16 protein-coding genes and 1 pseudogene are annotated in these 16,185 nt (G+C 68.8%); 6 read left to right on the forward strand and 11 right to left on the reverse strand.

The annotated features are described in order from the left end of the window. Window positions 1–430, forward strand: a pseudogene (locus VHS75_RS12810) (ribonucleotide-diphosphate reductase subunit alpha); the annotation flags it as partial. A 202-nt stretch (window positions 431–632) separates the two neighbouring features. Next, complete coding sequence (locus VHS75_RS12815) at window positions 633–1,535, forward strand: lipid A-modifier LpxR family protein (RefSeq protein WP_329639006.1); 903 nt, start codon at window positions 633–635, stop codon at window positions 1,533–1,535. Between the two features lie 126 nt (window positions 1,536–1,661). Here the strand turns inward: VHS75_RS12815 and VHS75_RS12820 are convergent, their stop codons facing one another. After that, window positions 1,662–2,318 carry a glutathione S-transferase family protein gene (locus VHS75_RS12820; protein ID WP_329639007.1) on the reverse strand — a complete coding sequence of 219 codons (657 nt, stop codon included), beginning with the start codon at window positions 2,316–2,318 and terminating at the stop codon, window positions 1,662–1,664. Between the two features lie 106 nt (window positions 2,319–2,424). Between VHS75_RS12820 and VHS75_RS12825 the strand changes: the two genes are divergently transcribed. Beyond that, window positions 2,425–3,477 (forward strand): ribonucleotide-diphosphate reductase subunit beta, encoded by a 1,053-nt coding sequence (locus VHS75_RS12825; RefSeq protein ID WP_329639008.1) that lies wholly within the window; start codon window positions 2,425–2,427, stop codon window positions 3,475–3,477. A gap of 140 nt (window positions 3,478–3,617) precedes the next feature. Then, on the forward strand, window positions 3,618–3,824 hold the full coding sequence (locus VHS75_RS12830) for a hypothetical protein (protein ID WP_329639009.1): 207 nt from the start codon (window positions 3,618–3,620) through the stop codon (window positions 3,822–3,824). A gap of 346 nt (window positions 3,825–4,170) precedes the next feature. On the opposite strand, the gene VHS75_RS12835 is transcribed toward VHS75_RS12830, so the two are convergent. The 3 genes from VHS75_RS12835 to VHS75_RS12845 all read right to left on the reverse strand — a co-directional run bounded on the left by VHS75_RS12835 (window position 4,171) and on the right by VHS75_RS12845 (window position 6,634). Beyond that, entirely contained in the window at window positions 4,171–4,461 is a 291-nt protein-coding gene (locus VHS75_RS12835; protein ID WP_329639010.1) for a DUF1330 domain-containing protein, read from the reverse strand. Window positions 4,462–4,550: 89 nt separating this feature from the next. Further along, window positions 4,551–5,858: an alpha/beta hydrolase gene (locus VHS75_RS12840; RefSeq protein ID WP_329639011.1), complete on the reverse strand. Its 1,308-nt coding sequence runs from the start codon at window positions 5,856–5,858 to the stop codon at window positions 4,551–4,553. A 230-nt stretch (window positions 5,859–6,088) separates the two neighbouring features. Beyond that, window positions 6,089–6,634, reverse strand: a complete 546-nt coding sequence (locus VHS75_RS12845; RefSeq protein ID WP_329639012.1) for a hypothetical protein — start codon at window positions 6,632–6,634, stop codon at window positions 6,089–6,091. A 311-nt stretch (window positions 6,635–6,945) separates the two neighbouring features. Between VHS75_RS12845 and VHS75_RS12850 the strand changes: the two genes are divergently transcribed. Continuing rightward, the gene (locus tag VHS75_RS12850) at window positions 6,946–7,329 is read left to right on the forward strand and encodes a YciI family protein (RefSeq protein ID WP_329639013.1); all 384 of its coding nucleotides are present in this window, start codon (window positions 6,946–6,948) and stop codon (window positions 7,327–7,329) included. Between the two features lie 25 nt (window positions 7,330–7,354). Here the strand turns inward: VHS75_RS12850 and VHS75_RS12855 are convergent, their stop codons facing one another. Next, window positions 7,355–7,684, reverse strand: coding sequence for a UrcA family protein (locus tag VHS75_RS12855; RefSeq protein ID WP_329639014.1), 330 nt, complete (start codon window positions 7,682–7,684; stop codon window positions 7,355–7,357). A 201-nt stretch (window positions 7,685–7,885) separates the two neighbouring features. Between VHS75_RS12855 and VHS75_RS12860 the strand changes: the two genes are divergently transcribed. Next, a complete protein-coding gene (locus tag VHS75_RS12860) occupies window positions 7,886–8,440 on the forward strand; it encodes an SRPBCC family protein (protein ID WP_329639015.1) in 555 nt (184 codons plus the stop codon). 69 nt (window positions 8,441–8,509) lie between these two features. Here VHS75_RS12860 and VHS75_RS12865 read toward each other — a convergent pair whose 3' ends face one another. From VHS75_RS12865 to VHS75_RS12890, 6 genes are all read right to left on the reverse strand, one after another. After that, a complete protein-coding gene (locus VHS75_RS12865; protein ID WP_329639016.1) occupies window positions 8,510–10,642 on the reverse strand; it encodes a hybrid sensor histidine kinase/response regulator in 2,133 nt (710 codons plus the stop codon). Between the two features lie 90 nt (window positions 10,643–10,732). Then, entirely contained in the window at window positions 10,733–11,101 is a 369-nt protein-coding gene (locus tag VHS75_RS12870) for a YccF domain-containing protein (RefSeq protein ID WP_329639017.1), read from the reverse strand. A 28-nt stretch (window positions 11,102–11,129) separates the two neighbouring features. Next, window positions 11,130–12,440, reverse strand: coding sequence for a glycoside hydrolase family 1 protein (locus VHS75_RS12875; protein WP_329639018.1), 1,311 nt, complete (start codon window positions 12,438–12,440; stop codon window positions 11,130–11,132). A 103-nt stretch (window positions 12,441–12,543) separates the two neighbouring features. Next, window positions 12,544–13,278, reverse strand: a complete 735-nt coding sequence (locus tag VHS75_RS12880) for a hypothetical protein (RefSeq protein ID WP_329639019.1) — start codon at window positions 13,276–13,278, stop codon at window positions 12,544–12,546. Window positions 13,279–13,359: 81 nt separating this feature from the next. Then, window positions 13,360–14,766 carry a putative bifunctional diguanylate cyclase/phosphodiesterase gene (locus VHS75_RS12885; RefSeq protein WP_329639020.1) on the reverse strand — a complete coding sequence of 469 codons (1,407 nt, stop codon included), beginning with the start codon at window positions 14,764–14,766 and terminating at the stop codon, window positions 13,360–13,362. A gap of 93 nt (window positions 14,767–14,859) precedes the next feature. Then, complete coding sequence (locus VHS75_RS12890; RefSeq protein ID WP_329639021.1) at window positions 14,860–16,125, reverse strand: dicarboxylate/amino acid:cation symporter; 1,266 nt, start codon at window positions 16,123–16,125, stop codon at window positions 14,860–14,862. Between the last annotated feature and the right edge of the window lie 60 nt (window positions 16,126–16,185).

Below are 16,185 nucleotides of genomic sequence, written 5' to 3' on the forward strand. Positions count from 1 at the left end.
GTTCGCGGTGCGCAACCCGTTCCTCGAGCAGCTGCTGGAGGAGAAGGGCGCCAATACGCCGGCGACCTGGGACTCGATCCTGCAGAACGAGGGCTCGGTGCAGCATCTCGACGTGCTCACCCAGGACGAGAAGGATATCTACAAGACCGCCTTCGAGATCGACCAGCGCTGGGTGGTGGAGTTGGCGGCGGACCGGCAGCCGGACATCTGCCAGAGCCAGTCGATCAACATCTTCCTGCCGGGCGATGTCGATAAGTGGGACCTGCACATGCTCCACTGGCAGGCGTGGGAGCGGGGGTGCAAGTCGCTCTACTACCTGCGGTCCAAGTCCGTGCAGCGGGCGAGCCACGCGGGGGGCGAGACCCACGCGGCGGTCGACATGTCGGGCGTGGCCAAGACCGACTACGAGGAATGCCTCGCCTGCCAGTAGGCTAGCACGCACCCGGCGCGGATCCGGCCGAAAAACGTGCAGTTGCGCGGCCGCGCGGCACGGATTTTGCAAGCCCTAGAATTGACTCGCGAAAGCCTGGGCCCGTGCCTAGGCTGCTTGTGGGGAACCGCAGGGCGGCTGGCGCTCTATCGCTGAGGCGATGGGCCGCACGCCTGGGACTGCGGACTGGGGAGACGAGATCATGCGGCCGCTGGCTGTCCTGGCCACCGTCCTGACCTGCGCCGCGGCGACCGCCGCGAGCGCGCAATCCCTGACCGGCCTGCCACCGCTTTCCACCCAGATCCAGCCCGCCCCAATCCAGTCGAGGGGGAGCCGGGACGACCCGGTCGCGGCGCTGGCGATCCTGAACGGCGCCGCCTTCGCCCCGCGCGGCGAGACCGCCTCGGTCGATCCGATCGGCCGGCTGATTGACCACGAGACCTATGAGCCCGGCCAGGGCCTGGTGCGCTGGATGACCGGCGAGACCCTGCTGACGCCGGCCGGCTCCGGCGGCGGCCCGGTGGACACCTTAAGGGTCAGCGTCGGCGGGACGCTGCGCACGCCGATGGGCCTGCCGCTGAACCTCGGCCACGGACAGTACGATCCCAGCGCTTATGAGGTCGCGGTCACCCGCGACTGGCCGGCGGCGATCGCCTTCGACGGCCGGGGCTTCGGCGTGGACCTGACCCCGCACGCCGGCCTCGGCATGACCAGCTTCGGCGGCTCGGCCGAGGCCGGGGCGACGCTGCGCCTGATGCAAGGCGACGCCAGCCTCAAGCAACGCCTGAATTCCATGGGCGTGCGCGACGGCTCGGCCTTCGGCGACAAGGGCCGCTGGTACCTGTTCGCCGCCGCCAGCGGCCGCGCGGTGGGCCTCAACATGCTGCACGGCGACGGCGGCTGGGACCGCGCCGGCCTCTCCACCGACGCCACCTCCACCCTGATCGGCGACGCCCAGGTCGGCGTGGGCTGGCGCAAGGGCGCCATGCAGACCTCGCTCGGCTATATCCACCGCGAGGTGAAGGGCCAGAACATGCTGTTCGGCGTCGACCCCGGCTCCGACTCGATGGTGGCATTCTCGCTGTCCATCCGGCCGGGCTCCTAGCCGCGTCCACCACCTCGCCCCCGAGACGAAGTCTGAGGGGAGAGGGTAGGGAGAGGGGCAGCCCCCCAGCCGACCCTCACCCCACCCTCTCCCCTCGCGCTGCGCGTCGGGGGAGAGGAGGCGGCGCTAGCCTTCCCAGCCCTCGTTGAACGGGAATCGCGCGGCCCAGAGGGCGGCCAGGCGGGGCTCCGAATCGACGGCGCGCACGGCGGCGGCGAGGCCCGGCGCGGCGGCGTAGAAGCCCTTGCGGCGCGGGCCCCAGCGGGACACCACGGCCAGGTAGAGGTCGAGCGCCGAGAGCTCGTCGCCCAGCAGGAAGCGGCCCGCGGGCTTCACCTGGGCGTCCATGACCCGGTAGCAGTCGGCGATGCGCGCCAGCGTGCGGTCCTTGATCAGCGCCTCGTTTGCCGCGCCCTCAGCCAACCGGCCCGGCACGTCGCGCACCCAGTAGAGGGCGTAGATCTGGGCGGAGATGAAGGCCATCCAGCGTAGGAACCGCGGCCGCATCGGCGACTCGAGGCCCGGCGCCAGGCCCGCGGCCGGATGGCTGTCGGCGAGCCACGTGAGGATCGCCGCGCTCTCGGTCATCAGTTCGCCGGAGGGCAGGACCAGGGCCGGCACCTGGCGCATGGGGTTCACCCGCGCCATCTCCGCGCTGTCGGTCACGTCCTTCCAGCTCGCCGCGTCCTCAAGCCGCCAGGGCGCGCCGATCAGGGTCAACGCCGCCTCGACCGTCACGGAACCGGAGCCAGGAGCCCCGTAGAGGACATATCCACCGCTCATCACAACCTCGTGGATAAACGCAACATGCGGCGTAGCGCCGCTTGCCGACCACTACATCTTGCGTCACGTTAACTCGGACGAAACCATATTCGACAAGGCGCGTGCGATGAACAAGCCAACAGCCTCCAACATCCGCACCCTACCCGGCCTGCTCACGCCTTCGGCCGCCTACAAGCCGTTCCGCTACCCCTGGGCCTACGACTTCTGGAAGCGCCAGCAGCAGGTCCACTGGATGCCGGAAGAGGTGCCGCTGGGCGAGGACCTGAAGGACTGGGCCACCAAGCTCAACGACAAAGAACGCAATCTGCTCACCCAGATCTTCCGCTTCTTCACCCAGTCCGACGTCGAGGTGAACGACAACTACATGGAGCGCTACGCCCGCGTCTTCAAACCGACCGAAGTGAAGATGATGCTGGCCTCGTTCTCCAACATGGAGACGATCCACATCGCCGCCTACGCCCTACTGCTCGAGACCATCGGCATGCCGGACGCGGAGTTCACCGCCTTCCTGGAATTCCAGGCGATGCGCGACAAGCACGACTACATGCAGCGCTTCGGCGTCGAGACGAACGCCGACATCGCCCGGACGCTCGCCATGTTCGGCGGCTTCACCGAGGGGCTGCAGCTGTTCGCCAGCTTCGCCATGCTGATGAACTTCCCACGCCACAACAAGATGAAGGGCATGGGCCAGATCGTCAGCTGGAGCGTCCGCGACGAGAGCCTGCATTGCGAGGGGATCGTCAAACTCTACCACGCCTTTAACGCCGAGACCGGCGTGGTGACCAAGTCCGTCGCCGACGACATCGTCGACTGCTGCAAGACCGTGGTCGGCCTGGAGGACAAGTTCATCGACCTGGCCTTCGAGGCCGGCGAGATCGAGGGCATGACGCCCGAGGACATCAAGAAATACATCCGCTTCATCGCCGACTGGCGCCTGCGCCAGCTGCAGCTGCCGGAAGTCTATGGCGCGAGGGAAAACCCGCTGCCCTGGCTGCAGTCGATGCTGAGTGGCGTGGAACACGCGAACTTCTTCGAGGCGCGGTCGACGGAGTATTCGAAGGCGGCGACCCGCGGGCAGTGGCACGGCAATGACGGGGTGTGGGCGGCGTTCGAGAAGATGCAGGTGAACAAGGCGGCGAACGAGATGCCGGCGGAGTGACGCCCGCCAAGGGTGTCATCCCGGGTTCGCGAGCCGCGAAAACCGGGATCTAGGGGGAGCGTCCGTTCGACATATGTTCCGTTCTTTGCTAGAGGTTGATTGGCTCAATTTGGAGTCGATTCCTTTGGAGCATCTCCCCCATGCCCAAGCAGTCAGGCCTTGACGGACGTCACCGCGACGCCGACGGGCGCATCAGCCAGAAGCACGGCAACACCCTCGTCGGGACGTTGCGCGATACGTACGGCGAGGACTTCGGAGCAGGGACTCGCTCTGACGCCAAGCTGAGCACGCTCTTGGAGAAGGAGGGCGTCGAGTCGCTCTCACAGCTCCTCAAGAAAGACGAGTAGACAGGCCGCCGTCAGGCACCTCTCGCCCTCAAATCTCACAGCAGATGCGAGCCTGCGAGCCTAAGCGACAAAGGGCACCGGGCGCAAACGCTGCCGCCAGGATCGAAAGCTTCTGATCCTCAGTCCACCGGCGACGCCGCTCCGGCCCCACCACCAAGCCTGAATACGTCATGCTGCGCCGCTAACACTGTGACTAAGGACGTCCTTAGCACCGCAGCTTGAACCGCCAGCTCAGCCCTGCGCTAGGCGGCCGTCACCGGATGGGTACCCTTCGCGGGGATGAGCGGGTTTGTGGAGGCGAGAGCGATTTCCATGGCTCGGTCTGTCCGAAGACGCGTCGCCGCATCTAGGAACACCCGTCCACGAGCACCAGCTTGCTCGTCGTCGTCTCATGGCGGACCCGGAACAGATCCTGGCACGCCGGGTCGTTCAGGAAGGCCTCGGCGTTTTCGCGGGCGGGGAATTCGATCACCACGAGCCGGTCGGGGCTCCAGTCGCCTTCCATCAGCGTCGGTTGAACGCCGCGGACGATGTACTGGCCGGCGTGTTTCCCGATGAACGCCGGGATGGCCTCGGCGTAGGGCATGAAGCCCGGCAGGTCGTGAACGGTCAGATCGAGGACCAGGTAGGCTTTCATCGTCGGAATCCCCGAATGAATAGGTGAGGCCTATGGCGGGGCCTGGCCGTTGAGGCCGTAGACGGACCGACCGTATCAACGCCAGTCCATCAGGCCGCATCGCGCTGGCCACCGAAGACAAACAGGCCCGGACGGCCGCCGTCGGCCAAGCCAAATCGCGTGCCGGCCGGAACGCCTTGCAAGGCGTAGTACATGTCGTTGGCCATCGGCTCGGTGTCCTCGTGATAGGAATGGCCCCATCCGCGTTTGATGCTGACGATGTGGTCGACGTTTATGCTATCGACCTTCAGGCGGCCGGTACCGATGGCCACGGCGCCCGCCCGCTCAGCTTGGAACTTCCGGCCGGACAGCTTCAGCGCGATGTCGCGGCTGCAGAAGTAGAGCGCCGCCTGGCCGAACACCGCCATCAGGTCGGGCAGGTTGTTCTGCATGAATCTGTGGTCGACGTCGGCCGCCACCAGCAGCGCCGACTTGAACGTGGCCGCGAGCGGCGTCTTCGATTTCAGCAGCTCTTTGGCCGCGCGGAGCAGCAGCTGGTTCCCGTGGCTGTGCGCCAGGACGTGAACCGGCTTGGCCGTCTTGCCCAGGGTGGCGAGCGTCGAGGCGAGGGGCGCCTCGCTGTTCGCGCCGCTACGGGCGATGGCGTCGTAGTCCTTGACCGGATTACCGTCCGCCGGCCAGCTGAAGAGGCAGGCGCTGAACCCCAGCTTGTCGGCTTCGAGTTTGTCGGCAAGCTTGGCCGTCCCCAGCAGCCCCGACGCAAACGACGTCGAGATCCCGTGGACGCAGAGCAGGAGTCCCTGCGCGCCCTTGGCCGCCTCCGCGGCGATCTCGTCTGGCGTCCCCTTGCGGGCCAGCCGAAAGCCAGGCTTCCGCGGCCCTCCCAACCAGAAGTCCGCACTGCGGCCGCGCTTGGCGGCCGTCACTGGCCGGTCCACGAGGTAGATGGCGCTGCTGACCGTCTGCAGCGCTTCTTCGCCAAAGTGGGAAAACCGGTCCGGGTTGCGGTTGGTGAAGACGTAGATCGGCTGTTCGGCGCAGCGCTCGAAGTCCTTTGGCCGGGTGGTTCTTCGGATGCTGACCACCGTCGCCGGCGTCTCGTTGAGGGCGCGGATGAAGTCCGGAGTCTCGACCAGCGCCTCGAGCGCCTCCTGCGAGGTTCCGTCCGTCGAGAAATCGAAGTCGATGCAGCCATAGCCGCCGCCGGTCAGCTTCAGCGGGACACCCAGGGCGTGGGCGGTCTGCTCCACCTTCTCAAGCGGCCAGAAGGCCTTGCCGGCGTCCTCGATCGCGCCGTGAGGATATCGAATGCTGAGCACGGGGCCGGACCCGTGCGCCGCCCGCCACGTCTTGCGCGCGGCCCGCTGAACGACATCGTCAAAGTCCCTGCGGTCCATGGGCGCCCCTCCCTGCGCGATCTAATGCCCAACTCGCGCCTAGGTCGAGTGGCTGTGGGGCGCATGTTGAGGCCGGCAGGCAAACGGGCCGCCATGAGATCTATGGCTCGGTCTGTCCGACGGGCGCCTTCTCACGAGTTTTCCCCTTAATCCGCTCATCCCCGCTTTCGCGGGGATGAGCGGAGTGGAGGAGGCGGAGAGAGGCGCGCGCGGCCCTCCGCCGGGTCGCTCTACTTCACCCGAGTGAGGGTTAGCGTCTGCTCGCGGGCCGGCTGGCCCGCTGCGGCGTGGGTCGTCAGCACCAGGGAACTCGCCGTGAGTTTCATGTCGGCGTCGTAGGCGCCCGCCGTCACGGCGGCGACGCCCTTGGCGACGATCGGCGTGCGGGTCAGCTTGGCGCCCTTCACCGCATAGGTCCCGGCCTGGGCGCCGAAGGGCGCCCACTCGTCGTACCGGGCGATCTTCTCGGCGTCAGTGGGCTTACCGGGCTCCTTGAGCGTCGGCGAGGCAGTGCGCGGCTTTTCGCCGGTCTCCTGGACGTTGGCGTAGTGCCCGCGCGTGAAGATGTAGAGGCTCTGTTGCGGGTGTGGGACGCTCAGCGGATTAGCCCCGGTAATCTCGACGTTGGTCACCTTCCAGACGCCTTCGATGGATGCCGCCTTCCCCTTCGCGTCGGCCGCCGCGGCGCCGCTCGCCCCCGCTGCCAGCGCCAGGGCCGCCAGCGCGGCGAGCGCCATCCGGCCGGTTTGCCCGGCCTGCTTGCAATAAATGGTCATGATGCCTCCCCGTCAGGTGATGTTGCCGGCGTCCGCCATGCGGCGCCCAGAGGACGGCCGATCACCTTCGCTCATCCCCTGAGAATACGCTGTTCGTCCGACGTCGTTCCGTCAATCCGATATCGACAAGGCGGGCGGCGACGCGGAGGCAGGCCGCGCCGTTGCGGCGGGCGATGAACCGGCTGGCCAAGCGGCCGGGATGGAGCGCCGCACGGGACACCGAGCGGGGCTAAGATAAAAATGTCGGCCCGCTGAGGCGCCATCCGTCCTCGGGGTTCCGGCGCGGCTCGCGCGTCCTTCAGGAGAGACCCATGCGGTTCATGTTCATCATCAAGAGCGGCGGCGCCGGGACGCCGACCCCGGCCCTGATGGAGGCCATGCACGCCATGGCCCTGCGGGAGGTGTCGGCCGGCCGGATGATCGCCGACGCCGGGCTCATGCCGCGTGATGCGGCCGTCGAGGTGGCCATCCGGAAGCGCAAACTGGTGGTGACCGACGGGCCGTTCGCCGAGACCAAGGAGGTGATCGGCGGCTTTGCACTGTTCGAGCTGCCGGACATGGCGGCGGCCGTCGCCAGCGCGCGCGACTTCATGGACCTGCACGTGGCGCACATGCCGGACTGGGAGGGCGTCTGCGAGGTCCGCCAGGTGGCCGGCTCCCAGGTCGAGCTGATCCGGGGCGGCGCGGCGCGCTGAGGCGCCGCACCGCCCTGGCCCGGCCTTACCTGGCCGCCAGCGAGAGCGGCAGGTCGGTCTTTTCGTAGAGGGCGGTGACCAGGGGCGCGCCGATCTGGGCGACCGCCTTGCGCTTCATCTCGCCGCGGCATTTGGCCGAGGCGGTGGCCCGGGCGAGGCCTTGCCAGGCGTCGCTGTCGCAGAAGACGCGGGCGGCTTGGTCGACACGTTGCAGGGCGATGGCGGCGCCGCGGGTCGAGGTGAGGTTCAGATCATCGACGTGGACCGTCATGGTGTCCGTCTGGGCCTGGGCTTGGATGGGGCCGGCGGCGGCGAGCGCGCCGGCAGCGATGAGGGTGAGGGCGATAAGCTTCATGGGAGGAGCTCCTTCGTTCCTGCCGCCGGGTCGGCGACGCGGCGCACAACCTAGGGTGCATCCCCGACAGGCCGGTGAAACTTATGCGGCTGTGGCGCCACCATCCGGCGACGGTTGGGTGACGCCGCCTCTCGGGGCTCAGGGCTTGAGGCGCCCGGCCGGCGCCATGCTAGGCTTCGCCGATTGAGGGAGGACTATTTCATGAAAGCCATTGTGTTCGCCGCCGTGGCGGTTTCCGCCGCCGCTGTCGCCGGGTCGGGGTCGGCCCAACCGCCGTCGCCGCCGAAGCTGGCGATCGAGGCACCGAACTATGTGACCATTCCCATGCAGATCGACGTGAACCGGCCGGCCGCCGAGGTCTGGAAGCGGATCGGCAAATATTGCGACATCGCCGAGTGGCTGCAGATCCCGGCGGGCTGCAAGATCACCTCGGGCAAGGAGGGCGAAGTGGGCGCGGTGCGCACCGTCGGGCGCGAGATCCTGGTGGGCAAGACCGAGCTTTCCTACAGCTACACCCAGCCGGTCTACGAGGGCCGCCCCTACAACCTCTATCACGGCACGCTGGAGGCCCGGCCGGTCACGGCCAAGACCTCGCGGATCGTCTACACCCTGATGTACGACAACTCCGGTATCCCCGGCGACGACGCGGCCAAGGCCGCGGAGATGCAGCGCCGGCGGACCGCCTTCGAGCGGGGCATGGCCAATATGAAGATCCTGGCCGAGGCCGGGACGCTGCCGCCGCCCGCGCCGCGCTAGGGTCTTGCAACCTAAGGTCTAGCTTCCCGCCGGTCATGGCGCAGCCACGGGGCTGGTCGTGGACGGCCTCTATGCCGAGGCGTCGGTCTGCTGTCCGGCGTCGCCGTCGTCGACCGGGGTGGTCCAGCGGTCCAGGGCTTCCAGCAGCTGCGGCAGGTTGATCGGCTTGCCGATGTGGTCGTCCATGCCGGCCTCGCGGCAGCGGGCGACCTGTTCGGGCAGGACGTTGGCGGTCATGGCGATGATCGGGGTGCGGGCGGCCTCGCGGTCGGCGAGCGCGCGGATGCGCCGCGTCGCGGTCAGGCCGTCCATCACCGGCATCTGCACGTCCATCAGGATGATGTCGTAGCGGCCGCGGCCCACGGCCTCCACCGCCTCGGCGCCGTCGCAGGCCGTGTCGATCTCGATGCCGAAGGGGCTGAGGAGGGTGGCGATCAGCTCGCGGTTGACGGCGTTGTCCTCGACCACCAGGGCGCGGATCGGCCGGTCGAGGGCCGCGCCGGCGGCCTTTGGCTCGGCGCGCGCGGCGCCCTCTGCGGCCACCGGCAGGTCGAGCTCGAACCAGAAGGTCGAGCCCTTGCCGATCACGCTGGCGGCCCCGATGCGTCCGCCCATGGCCTCGACGATCTGCTTGGAGATCGCCAGCCCCAGGCCCGTGCCGCCGAACTGGCGCGAGACCGAGGCGTCGGCCTGGGTGAAGCGGTTGAACAGGGCGCCGATGTGGGCCTGCTCGATGCCGATGCCGGTGTCGATCACCTCCACCCGCAGCCGGCAAAGCTCGCCCAGGAGGCTCTGGGTCAGGATCAGGTCCACGCCGCCCTCGCGGGTGAACTTGACGGCGTTGGAGAGGAAATTCAGCAGCACCTGGCGCAGGCGTGGCGCATCGCCCACCAGGCTCGGCGGCGGCTCGGCGATGTAGGTGGTGAGCGCCAGACCCTTGGCGAACGCCTGCTCGGCGACGATCTCGGCGGCCGAGCGCACGGTAGCGGCGGGGTCGAACGGCGCAGGGTCCAGCTCGAACCCGCCGGCCTCCAGCTTGGAGAAGTCGAGCACGTCGCCGACGACGCCCAGCAGGGTCTTCGAGGCGTCGTGGATCAGGCCGGCGTGGCGCGCGTCCCGTTCGGAGATCGAGGGCGAGTCGCGCAGGACGCCGGCAAAGCCGACGATGGCGGTGAGTGGGGTGCGCAGCTCGTGGGTCATGTTGGCCAGGAAGTCGGTCTTGGCTGCGGCGGCGCCTTCGGCGCGGGCTAGCGCCTCCTTCAACTCGTCTTCCAGGGCCTTGCGCCCGGTGACGTCGCGCGAAACGGCCAGCAGCCGGCCGCTGCCGTCGTTCAGCCGCGTGAAGGTGGTCTCGGCCCAGATGACGGAACCGTCCTTGGCGATCACCCGGTAGTCCATGGTCTGAGGCCCGGTCTCGACGCTCACCGAGCGGATGAAGGCCTGCGTGGCCTCGGTGTCGTCGGGGTGCATGTGCTTGTAGTTCGGCGTCTGCAGCAACTCGCCCGGTGAGAACTTCAGGATCCGCTCGATGGAGGGCGAAACGTAGAGACGCTCCTGGTTGGCGGAGCTCAGGGAGATCACGTCGGTGACGTTGTCGGCCAGCAGGCGGTAGCTCTGCTCGCTGTCGCGCAACGCTTGGGTGGCCTTTTCGTAGCGGTTGCGCGCGGCCATGGTCTGCTGGGCGCCGGAGACGGAAAAGGCCACGCCGACCGCCAGGAACAGCCAGGCGGGCAGGCTGTGCGTCACGGCGGAGCTGGGCCAGACCAGGGGCGTGATCAGCATGGCCGCCGCGGGGATGACGCCGGCCAGCAGGTAGCCCGCGCGGGACTGATACGCGTAGACCTGGGCGAAGCTCATGACCGACAGCCAGGTCGCGACGCCGCAGATGGCGCCGACCGCTGTGCCGGTGCGCCAGAAGAGGACGCCCAGGGTCACCCAGCCGACGACTCCGCCGACCAGGCAGCCGACGTGCTGCAGGCGTGAGGACCAGTTGACCGGGCGGCCGAGGAACTGGTCGCGGGTGATGAACCAACTGACGAGGTCGAGCCCGCCGACAAAGGCCGCCCAGACCAGGCAGACCGGCCAGGGCAGCAGCGCCAACGCGATGGCGGCCACGCCCAGGGTCGCGGCCAGCCGCGGCCAGAACGAAGCTCGGGCGCCGGCGGCCATCTCGTCGAGGCCCTGATCGAACAGACGCAACACCCGCGCGGAATCCTCTCGTGCGGGCCGATCATCGCAGAGAACGATTAATCCCGGATAAGCACCCGTCGCGATTTGGCTCGGCCGAGGTTCTCAGACCTCGATCACGGCCTTGCCCACCGGCGTGAGCGAGGCCAGCGCCAGCTTCACGCGCTGCCAGGCGAAGGGAATGCCGATGATGGTCACCGCCAGGGCCACGGCCAGGACCAGGTGATGCAGGGCCAGCCACCAGCCGGCGAAGATGAACCACAGCACGTTGAGCAACAGGCTCGCCGCCCCGTCGTCGCGGTCGATGAGCAGCTTGCCGAACGGGAAGTAGCTGAACCCCGCCAGCCGGAAGGCCGCCGGCGTCCAGGGCAGGCCCACGATGGTGACGGCGAAGATCAGGCCGGCCAGGATCCACAGCGAGCCGGAAATCCAGCCGCCGAAGATGAACCACAGGACGTTCATGATCGTGCGCATGGGGTCACTCCGTGGGTTCGGTGGGCGGTCAGGTGACGCGCCCGGTGCGGGCGATGGCGCCGAAGTAGCCGGCGCTGGGCTTGGGCGTTCGCTTGAAGGTCTTGCGGTCGACCGCCACCAGGCCGAATTTCGGCCGGTAGCCGTTGGTCCACTCCCAATTGTCCAGCAGCGACCAGTGGATGTAGCTGCGCACGTCGATCCCGTCCGCGCGGGCGGCCAGCACGCCGCGCACGGCCTCGCGGATGAAGGCCACCCGGCGCGTGTCGTCCTCGGTGGCGATGCCGTTTTCGGTGACATAGATCGGCCGCTTGGTGAGTCCGGCGAGCGTGCGGATTACCGCCTCCAGGGCGCGGGGCGCGAAGGGATATTCCATCTGGGTGAGCTCGACCCCGGGCTCGTTGGGCAGGTCCGCCGTCGGGCCGACGCGGGTTTCGGTATAGTTCTGGACGCCCACCCAATCGCCGGGCGCGGCCAGCCAGGGCGTCAGGATCTGGGCACGCTTGGCCTCCACACCGCTGGCCACGCCGCTCTCGGGGCGGGGCGGCAGATCGTTGTTCAGCGCCAGGGTGACGCCCACCGGGAACCGCCCGCCGGACGCGGCCTTGATGGCGTCGTAGGCCCGGGCGTGCGCCTCGAGCATGATCGGCTGCTGTATGTGGAAGTCGCCGAAGATCGGGCTTGACCAGCGCGGCGCGTTCAGCGTGGCGGCGATCGAATGACGCACGACATCGAGCGCCGCCTGGCCCGCCTGGAGCTGCGGGATCCAGTAGAGCAGGGCGTTGACATTGGGCTCGTTGAAGGTCGCCGCGACCGCGATCAGGTCGCCCATGTAGCGGGTGACGAGGCTGCAGAAAGCCACGAACGGCAGAATCCCGTCGGGGCTCTCGAAGCCGCCCGCCGCGGCGAACCAACGGGGCACGGTGTTGTGGTTGTAGGTGACGACCGGCGCCAGCTTATGGCGGCGGCAGGCCAGCAGCACGCGGCGATAGTAGTCGAGCCCGGCGTAGGAGACCTGGCCTTGCTCCGGTTCGATCCGCGACCACTCGATGGACAGGCGATGGCAGTTGAAGCCGAGGGAGGCGACATAGGCCAAGTCCTGGTCGATGCGGTTATAGACGTCATCGGCGTCGCCGGAGGGTTCGGTGAAATAAGTGGGCTTGATGTGCTCCAGCGCCCAGACGTCGCTGGCCGAATTGCCGCCCTCGACCTGGTAGGCGGCGCCGGCGGTCCCCCAGAGGAATTTCGGCCCATGCGCCGGCGCGGCGCGGGCCGCGCCAGCCGTGGCCGCAAGCGCGCCGGCGGCGATCACGCCTCGGCGGTCGATTTCGAATGAGGGCATGCAGAATCCGTATGGTGCAGCTGTCACCGGACGCTAGGCGACATCGCGAGGGCGATCAAATTTGCCAGGGCGCTGCGTGAGCCTCGTCAGGGCCCCCCGATGGCTACGGCTCGGTCCGCGGCAGGCTGAACATCGCCCGGTCGGACGGCGCGAAGACCAAGCTGTCGATCTGGCGGACCTGCGGGGGGGCGCCGGCGCCGATGACGGTTTCTCGGAAGGCCACGCGGACCGGGCCGACCTTGCGGTAGTCGGAGAGTTCGACGGTCAGCGGCTTGGGGCCGGTGTGGTCGACGACGCGGGCCAGAAGGTGCGTGTGGGCGTCGAACCAGAGCTCGCGGGCGTCGCCGCCGAACGGCTTGACGTCGACCACGTCATAGCTCTTGCCGCTGGCCTGGCGCACGCCGAGCCCCTGGCCGTGGGCGTCGAAGCGGGCGGCGTAGAAGAAGCCGTAGACGCCGAAGAAGGCCTCGGCGCGGGCGCGCGCGGTGGCGGCCTCGTCGGCCGTCACGGGAGCCGCTCCAGGGGTCGGTATCGTCCAGTCGCCCTGGCCGTTGAAGCCCTCGGCGCGCAGGCCCGCTGGATCGTGGGTCTCCACCCGCATCCCGAAGCGAAGCGGGTCCAGCCAACGCTCATAGGCCACGCCGGCGACGTGGCCGGTCTCATGCCAGCCGCGCAGCATGTACCAGCCGTTCCCGCCGGAGGCCGTGCGGGCGTCGGCCAGCACCTTCTCCGCGTCGCGGGAGTAGCCGACGGCGGGCGCGTGGCGGCGGGCGGCGAGCGCCGGCGAGGCGGTGAGGCAGACCCCGGCGAGGGCGGCGGCCAGGGCAAGCTTGAGCATCGGCGCTGTCATGCAGGCGCGCAGACAAGCGGGCAAGCGTGTTCGCAATGGGGCTGTCGGCGGCCCAGGCCGCCGTCAGCTTTAGGCGCGGGCGCGGCGGCGGGCCGGCTGGGCTTCGAAGAGGTGCGGGGTCTCGACCTGGGAGGCCGCGAGCGCGGCTTCCATGTCCGCGGCGGGCATGGGCCGGGCGAAGAAATAGCCCTGCATGCGGTCGCAGCCCGCGTGGCGCAGGAAGATGGCCTGAGCCTCCTCCTCCACGCCCTCGGCGACGATGCGGATGTCGAGCGCGCGGGCGGCGTGCAGCACCGAGGCCACCAGCTTCGCGACGCGGCCGTCCTTGGCGACGTCGCAGATCAACGAGCGGTCGAGCTTCACCGTCTGGATCGGCAGGTGCATGAGCGCGCGCAGGTTCGAATAGCCGGTGCCGAAGTCGTCCAGGGCGATGCGCACGCCCTTGGCGTTCAGCCGCTCGATGTGCCGGCGCGACAGGGCCAGGTCCTGCAGCAGGAAGGTCTCGGTGATCTCGACGGTCAGGGCGGTGGCCGGGAGCTTGGTCTTGCCGAGCCGGCCGATCAGCTTGCGCGAAAAGGCCGGGTCCAGCAGGTCGCGGGGCGAGACGTTGAAGGCGACCGCCTCGATCAGGCCGGCCTCCACCCAGGGCGCTGCGCAGGCGCAGCCGGCCTCGAACACCGCCTCGTCGATGCGCCCGATCAGGCCCAGTTCCTCGGCCATGGGGACGAAGGTGGCGGGGCTCAGGAGGCCCTGCTCCGGGTGGCGCCAGCGGGCCAGCACCTCGACCCCGGTGATGCGCCCGTCACGGGCGTCGACCACCGGCTGGAACCAGGGCTCGATTTCGCCGGCCGGGATGGCGCGGCGCAGTTCGGACTCAAGCGTTCGACGGCGGGTGTTCTCGGCCCGCAGGTCGGCGTCGAAGGCCGACCAGCGGCGGCCGCCCTGGGTCTTCACCCGGTAGAGCGCCATGTCGGCGAACCGCTGCAGGTCGCCGCCGTCGGGCGCGTCATCCGGATAGACCGCCACGCCGATGGAGGCGCCGGGCGAGACCTGGCGGCCGTAGATCGAATGCGGCTGGGTGAGGAGCTCGAGCAGCCGCTGCGCGCGGTGGGCCGGCTCAGGGCAATTGGAAATCACCGCGAACTCGTCGCCGCCCAGCCGGGCCACCAGCTCGCCGGGCAAGGCGTCGCGGCGCAGGCGCTCGCCGATCTCGGCCAGGAAGAGGTCGCCGGCGTGGTGGCCGAGGGTGTCGTTGAGGTGCTTGAAGCGGTCCAGGTCGACCACGAACAGGGCGACGCGCTCGCCGGCCTGGCGCGCGGCTTCCAGCCGCTCGCACAGCGCCGAGGTGAAGGCGCCGCGGTTGACGAGGCCGGTCAGGCTGTCGGTCTGGGCCAGGCGCAGCGTCAGTTCACGCTCGGACTCAAGCTCGGCGACGCGCGCAGCAAGGTGGGCGAGCGTGTGGGCGCTATCGGGCACGGGGGAGGAGGCCTCAGGCGAGCAGGGGATACCGGCCCGCGAGTTAGCCTCGGCTAGGAGAACGCCCCGTTAAACGACATGCCTAACGAGAGCCTATGCCGCGTTTTCGGCGATGACCTCGTCCTCGGTCTTGGGCTCGACGATCTGGCCCTCCCATTTGGCGACCACGGCGGCGGCCACGGAGTTGCCGACCACGTTGGTGGCCGAGCGGCCCATGTCGAGCAGGTTGTCGACCGCCAGGATCAAGAGCAGGCCCGCCTCGGGCAGGTGGAAGTAGGTCAGCGTCGCGGAGATCACCACCAGCGAGGCGCGCGGCACGCCGGCGACGCCCTTGGACGTGATCATCAGGAGCAGCAGCATGGTGATCTGCTGGGCGACGCTCAGATGGATGCCGTACGCCTGGGCGACGAACAGGGTCGCGAAGGTGCAGTACATCATCGTGCCGTCGAGGTTGAACGAGTAGCCGAGCGGCAGGACGAAGCTCGCCACCCGGCGCGAGACGCCCCACTTCTGCAGGGCCTCCAGCGTGCCGGGATAGGCCGCCTCGGACGAGGCGGTCGAGAAGGCCAGCAGGGCGGGCTCGCGGATCGCGGCGATGAGCTTCAGCGCGCGGGGTCCGACGATCAGCACCAGCACCGCGACCAGCAGGCCCCACAGCAGGAACATCGAGACGTAGAAGCCGCCGACGAACTTGGCGTAGGTGACCAGGACGCCGATACCCTGGGTCGAGACGGTGGCCGCCAGGGCCGCGAAGATCGCCAGAGGCGCGGTCTTCATGACGTAGCTGGTGACCTTCAGCATGATCGCCGAAACCTGCTCGACGACAGCCACCACGGCCGGCGCGCGGTCCTCGATGGCCGCCACGGCGGTGCCGAAGAACACCGAAAAGATGACGATCTGCAGGATCTCGTTGTTGGCCATCGCCTCGGCGATCGACTTCGGAAAGATGTGGGTGACGAAGTCCTTGAGGTTGAACTTGCTCATGTCGACCGCGGCGCCCGGAGCCACGGGATCGGCGATCAGGTGCATGCCGGCGCCCGGCTGGATCAGATGGACCATGATCAGGCCGATAGTCAGCGACACCAGCGAGGCGGAGATGAACCAGCCGAGGGTCTTGGCCCCCACGCGGCCGATGGCGGCTGCGCCCTCCATGTGGGCGATGCCGGCCACCAGGGTGGAGAACACCAGGGGCGCGATGATCATCCTGATCAGCCGGAGGAAGATGTCGGTGACGATGCCGAGCGCATCGGCGATCTGCTTGAGCTGGGCCGGGTCGCCGACCGACCGGTTGAGGACGAAACCTGCCAGGACGCCGCCGATCATGGCGGCGGCGACGAAGAGGGCGAAACGGCGAGGCACGAGCGGGATCGTTCGGCTCAGGACCGCGCGCAGCCGGCGCCACTGTCCGCCGACGCCTTG

It is taken from the genome of Phenylobacterium sp. (assembly GCF_036264965.1).
Lineage (GTDB): Bacteria > Pseudomonadota > Alphaproteobacteria > Caulobacterales > Caulobacteraceae > Phenylobacterium.

Coding starts and splice junctions, on each gene's coding strand:
- VHS75_RS12825 (WP_329639008.1), top strand. CDS start 2,425: ATGAACAAGCCAACAGCCTCCAACATCCGCACCCTACCCGGCCTGCTC.
- VHS75_RS12875 (WP_329639018.1), bottom strand. CDS start 12,440: ATGCCCTCATTCGAAATCGACCGCCGAGGCGTGATCGCCGCCGGCGCG.
- VHS75_RS12845 (WP_329639012.1), bottom strand. CDS start 6,634: ATGACCATTTATTGCAAGCAGGCCGGGCAAACCGGCCGGATGGCGCTC.
- VHS75_RS12840 (WP_329639011.1), bottom strand. CDS start 5,858: ATGGACCGCAGGGACTTTGACGATGTCGTTCAGCGGGCCGCGCGCAAG.
- VHS75_RS12880 (WP_329639019.1), bottom strand. CDS start 13,278: ATGCTCAAGCTTGCCCTGGCCGCCGCCCTCGCCGGGGTCTGCCTCACC.
- VHS75_RS12815 (WP_329639006.1), top strand. CDS start 633: ATGCGGCCGCTGGCTGTCCTGGCCACCGTCCTGACCTGCGCCGCGGCG.
- VHS75_RS12835 (WP_329639010.1), bottom strand. CDS start 4,461: ATGAAAGCCTACCTGGTCCTCGATCTGACCGTTCACGACCTGCCGGGC.
- VHS75_RS12820 (WP_329639007.1), bottom strand. CDS start 2,318: ATGAGCGGTGGATATGTCCTCTACGGGGCTCCTGGCTCCGGTTCCGTG.
- VHS75_RS12850 (WP_329639013.1), top strand. CDS start 6,946: ATGCGGTTCATGTTCATCATCAAGAGCGGCGGCGCCGGGACGCCGACC.
- VHS75_RS12870 (WP_329639017.1), bottom strand. CDS start 11,101: ATGCGCACGATCATGAACGTCCTGTGGTTCATCTTCGGCGGCTGGATT.
- VHS75_RS12860 (WP_329639015.1), top strand. CDS start 7,886: ATGAAAGCCATTGTGTTCGCCGCCGTGGCGGTTTCCGCCGCCGCTGTC.
- VHS75_RS12830 (WP_329639009.1), top strand. CDS start 3,618: ATGCCCAAGCAGTCAGGCCTTGACGGACGTCACCGCGACGCCGACGGG.
- VHS75_RS12855 (WP_329639014.1), bottom strand. CDS start 7,684: ATGAAGCTTATCGCCCTCACCCTCATCGCTGCCGGCGCGCTCGCCGCC.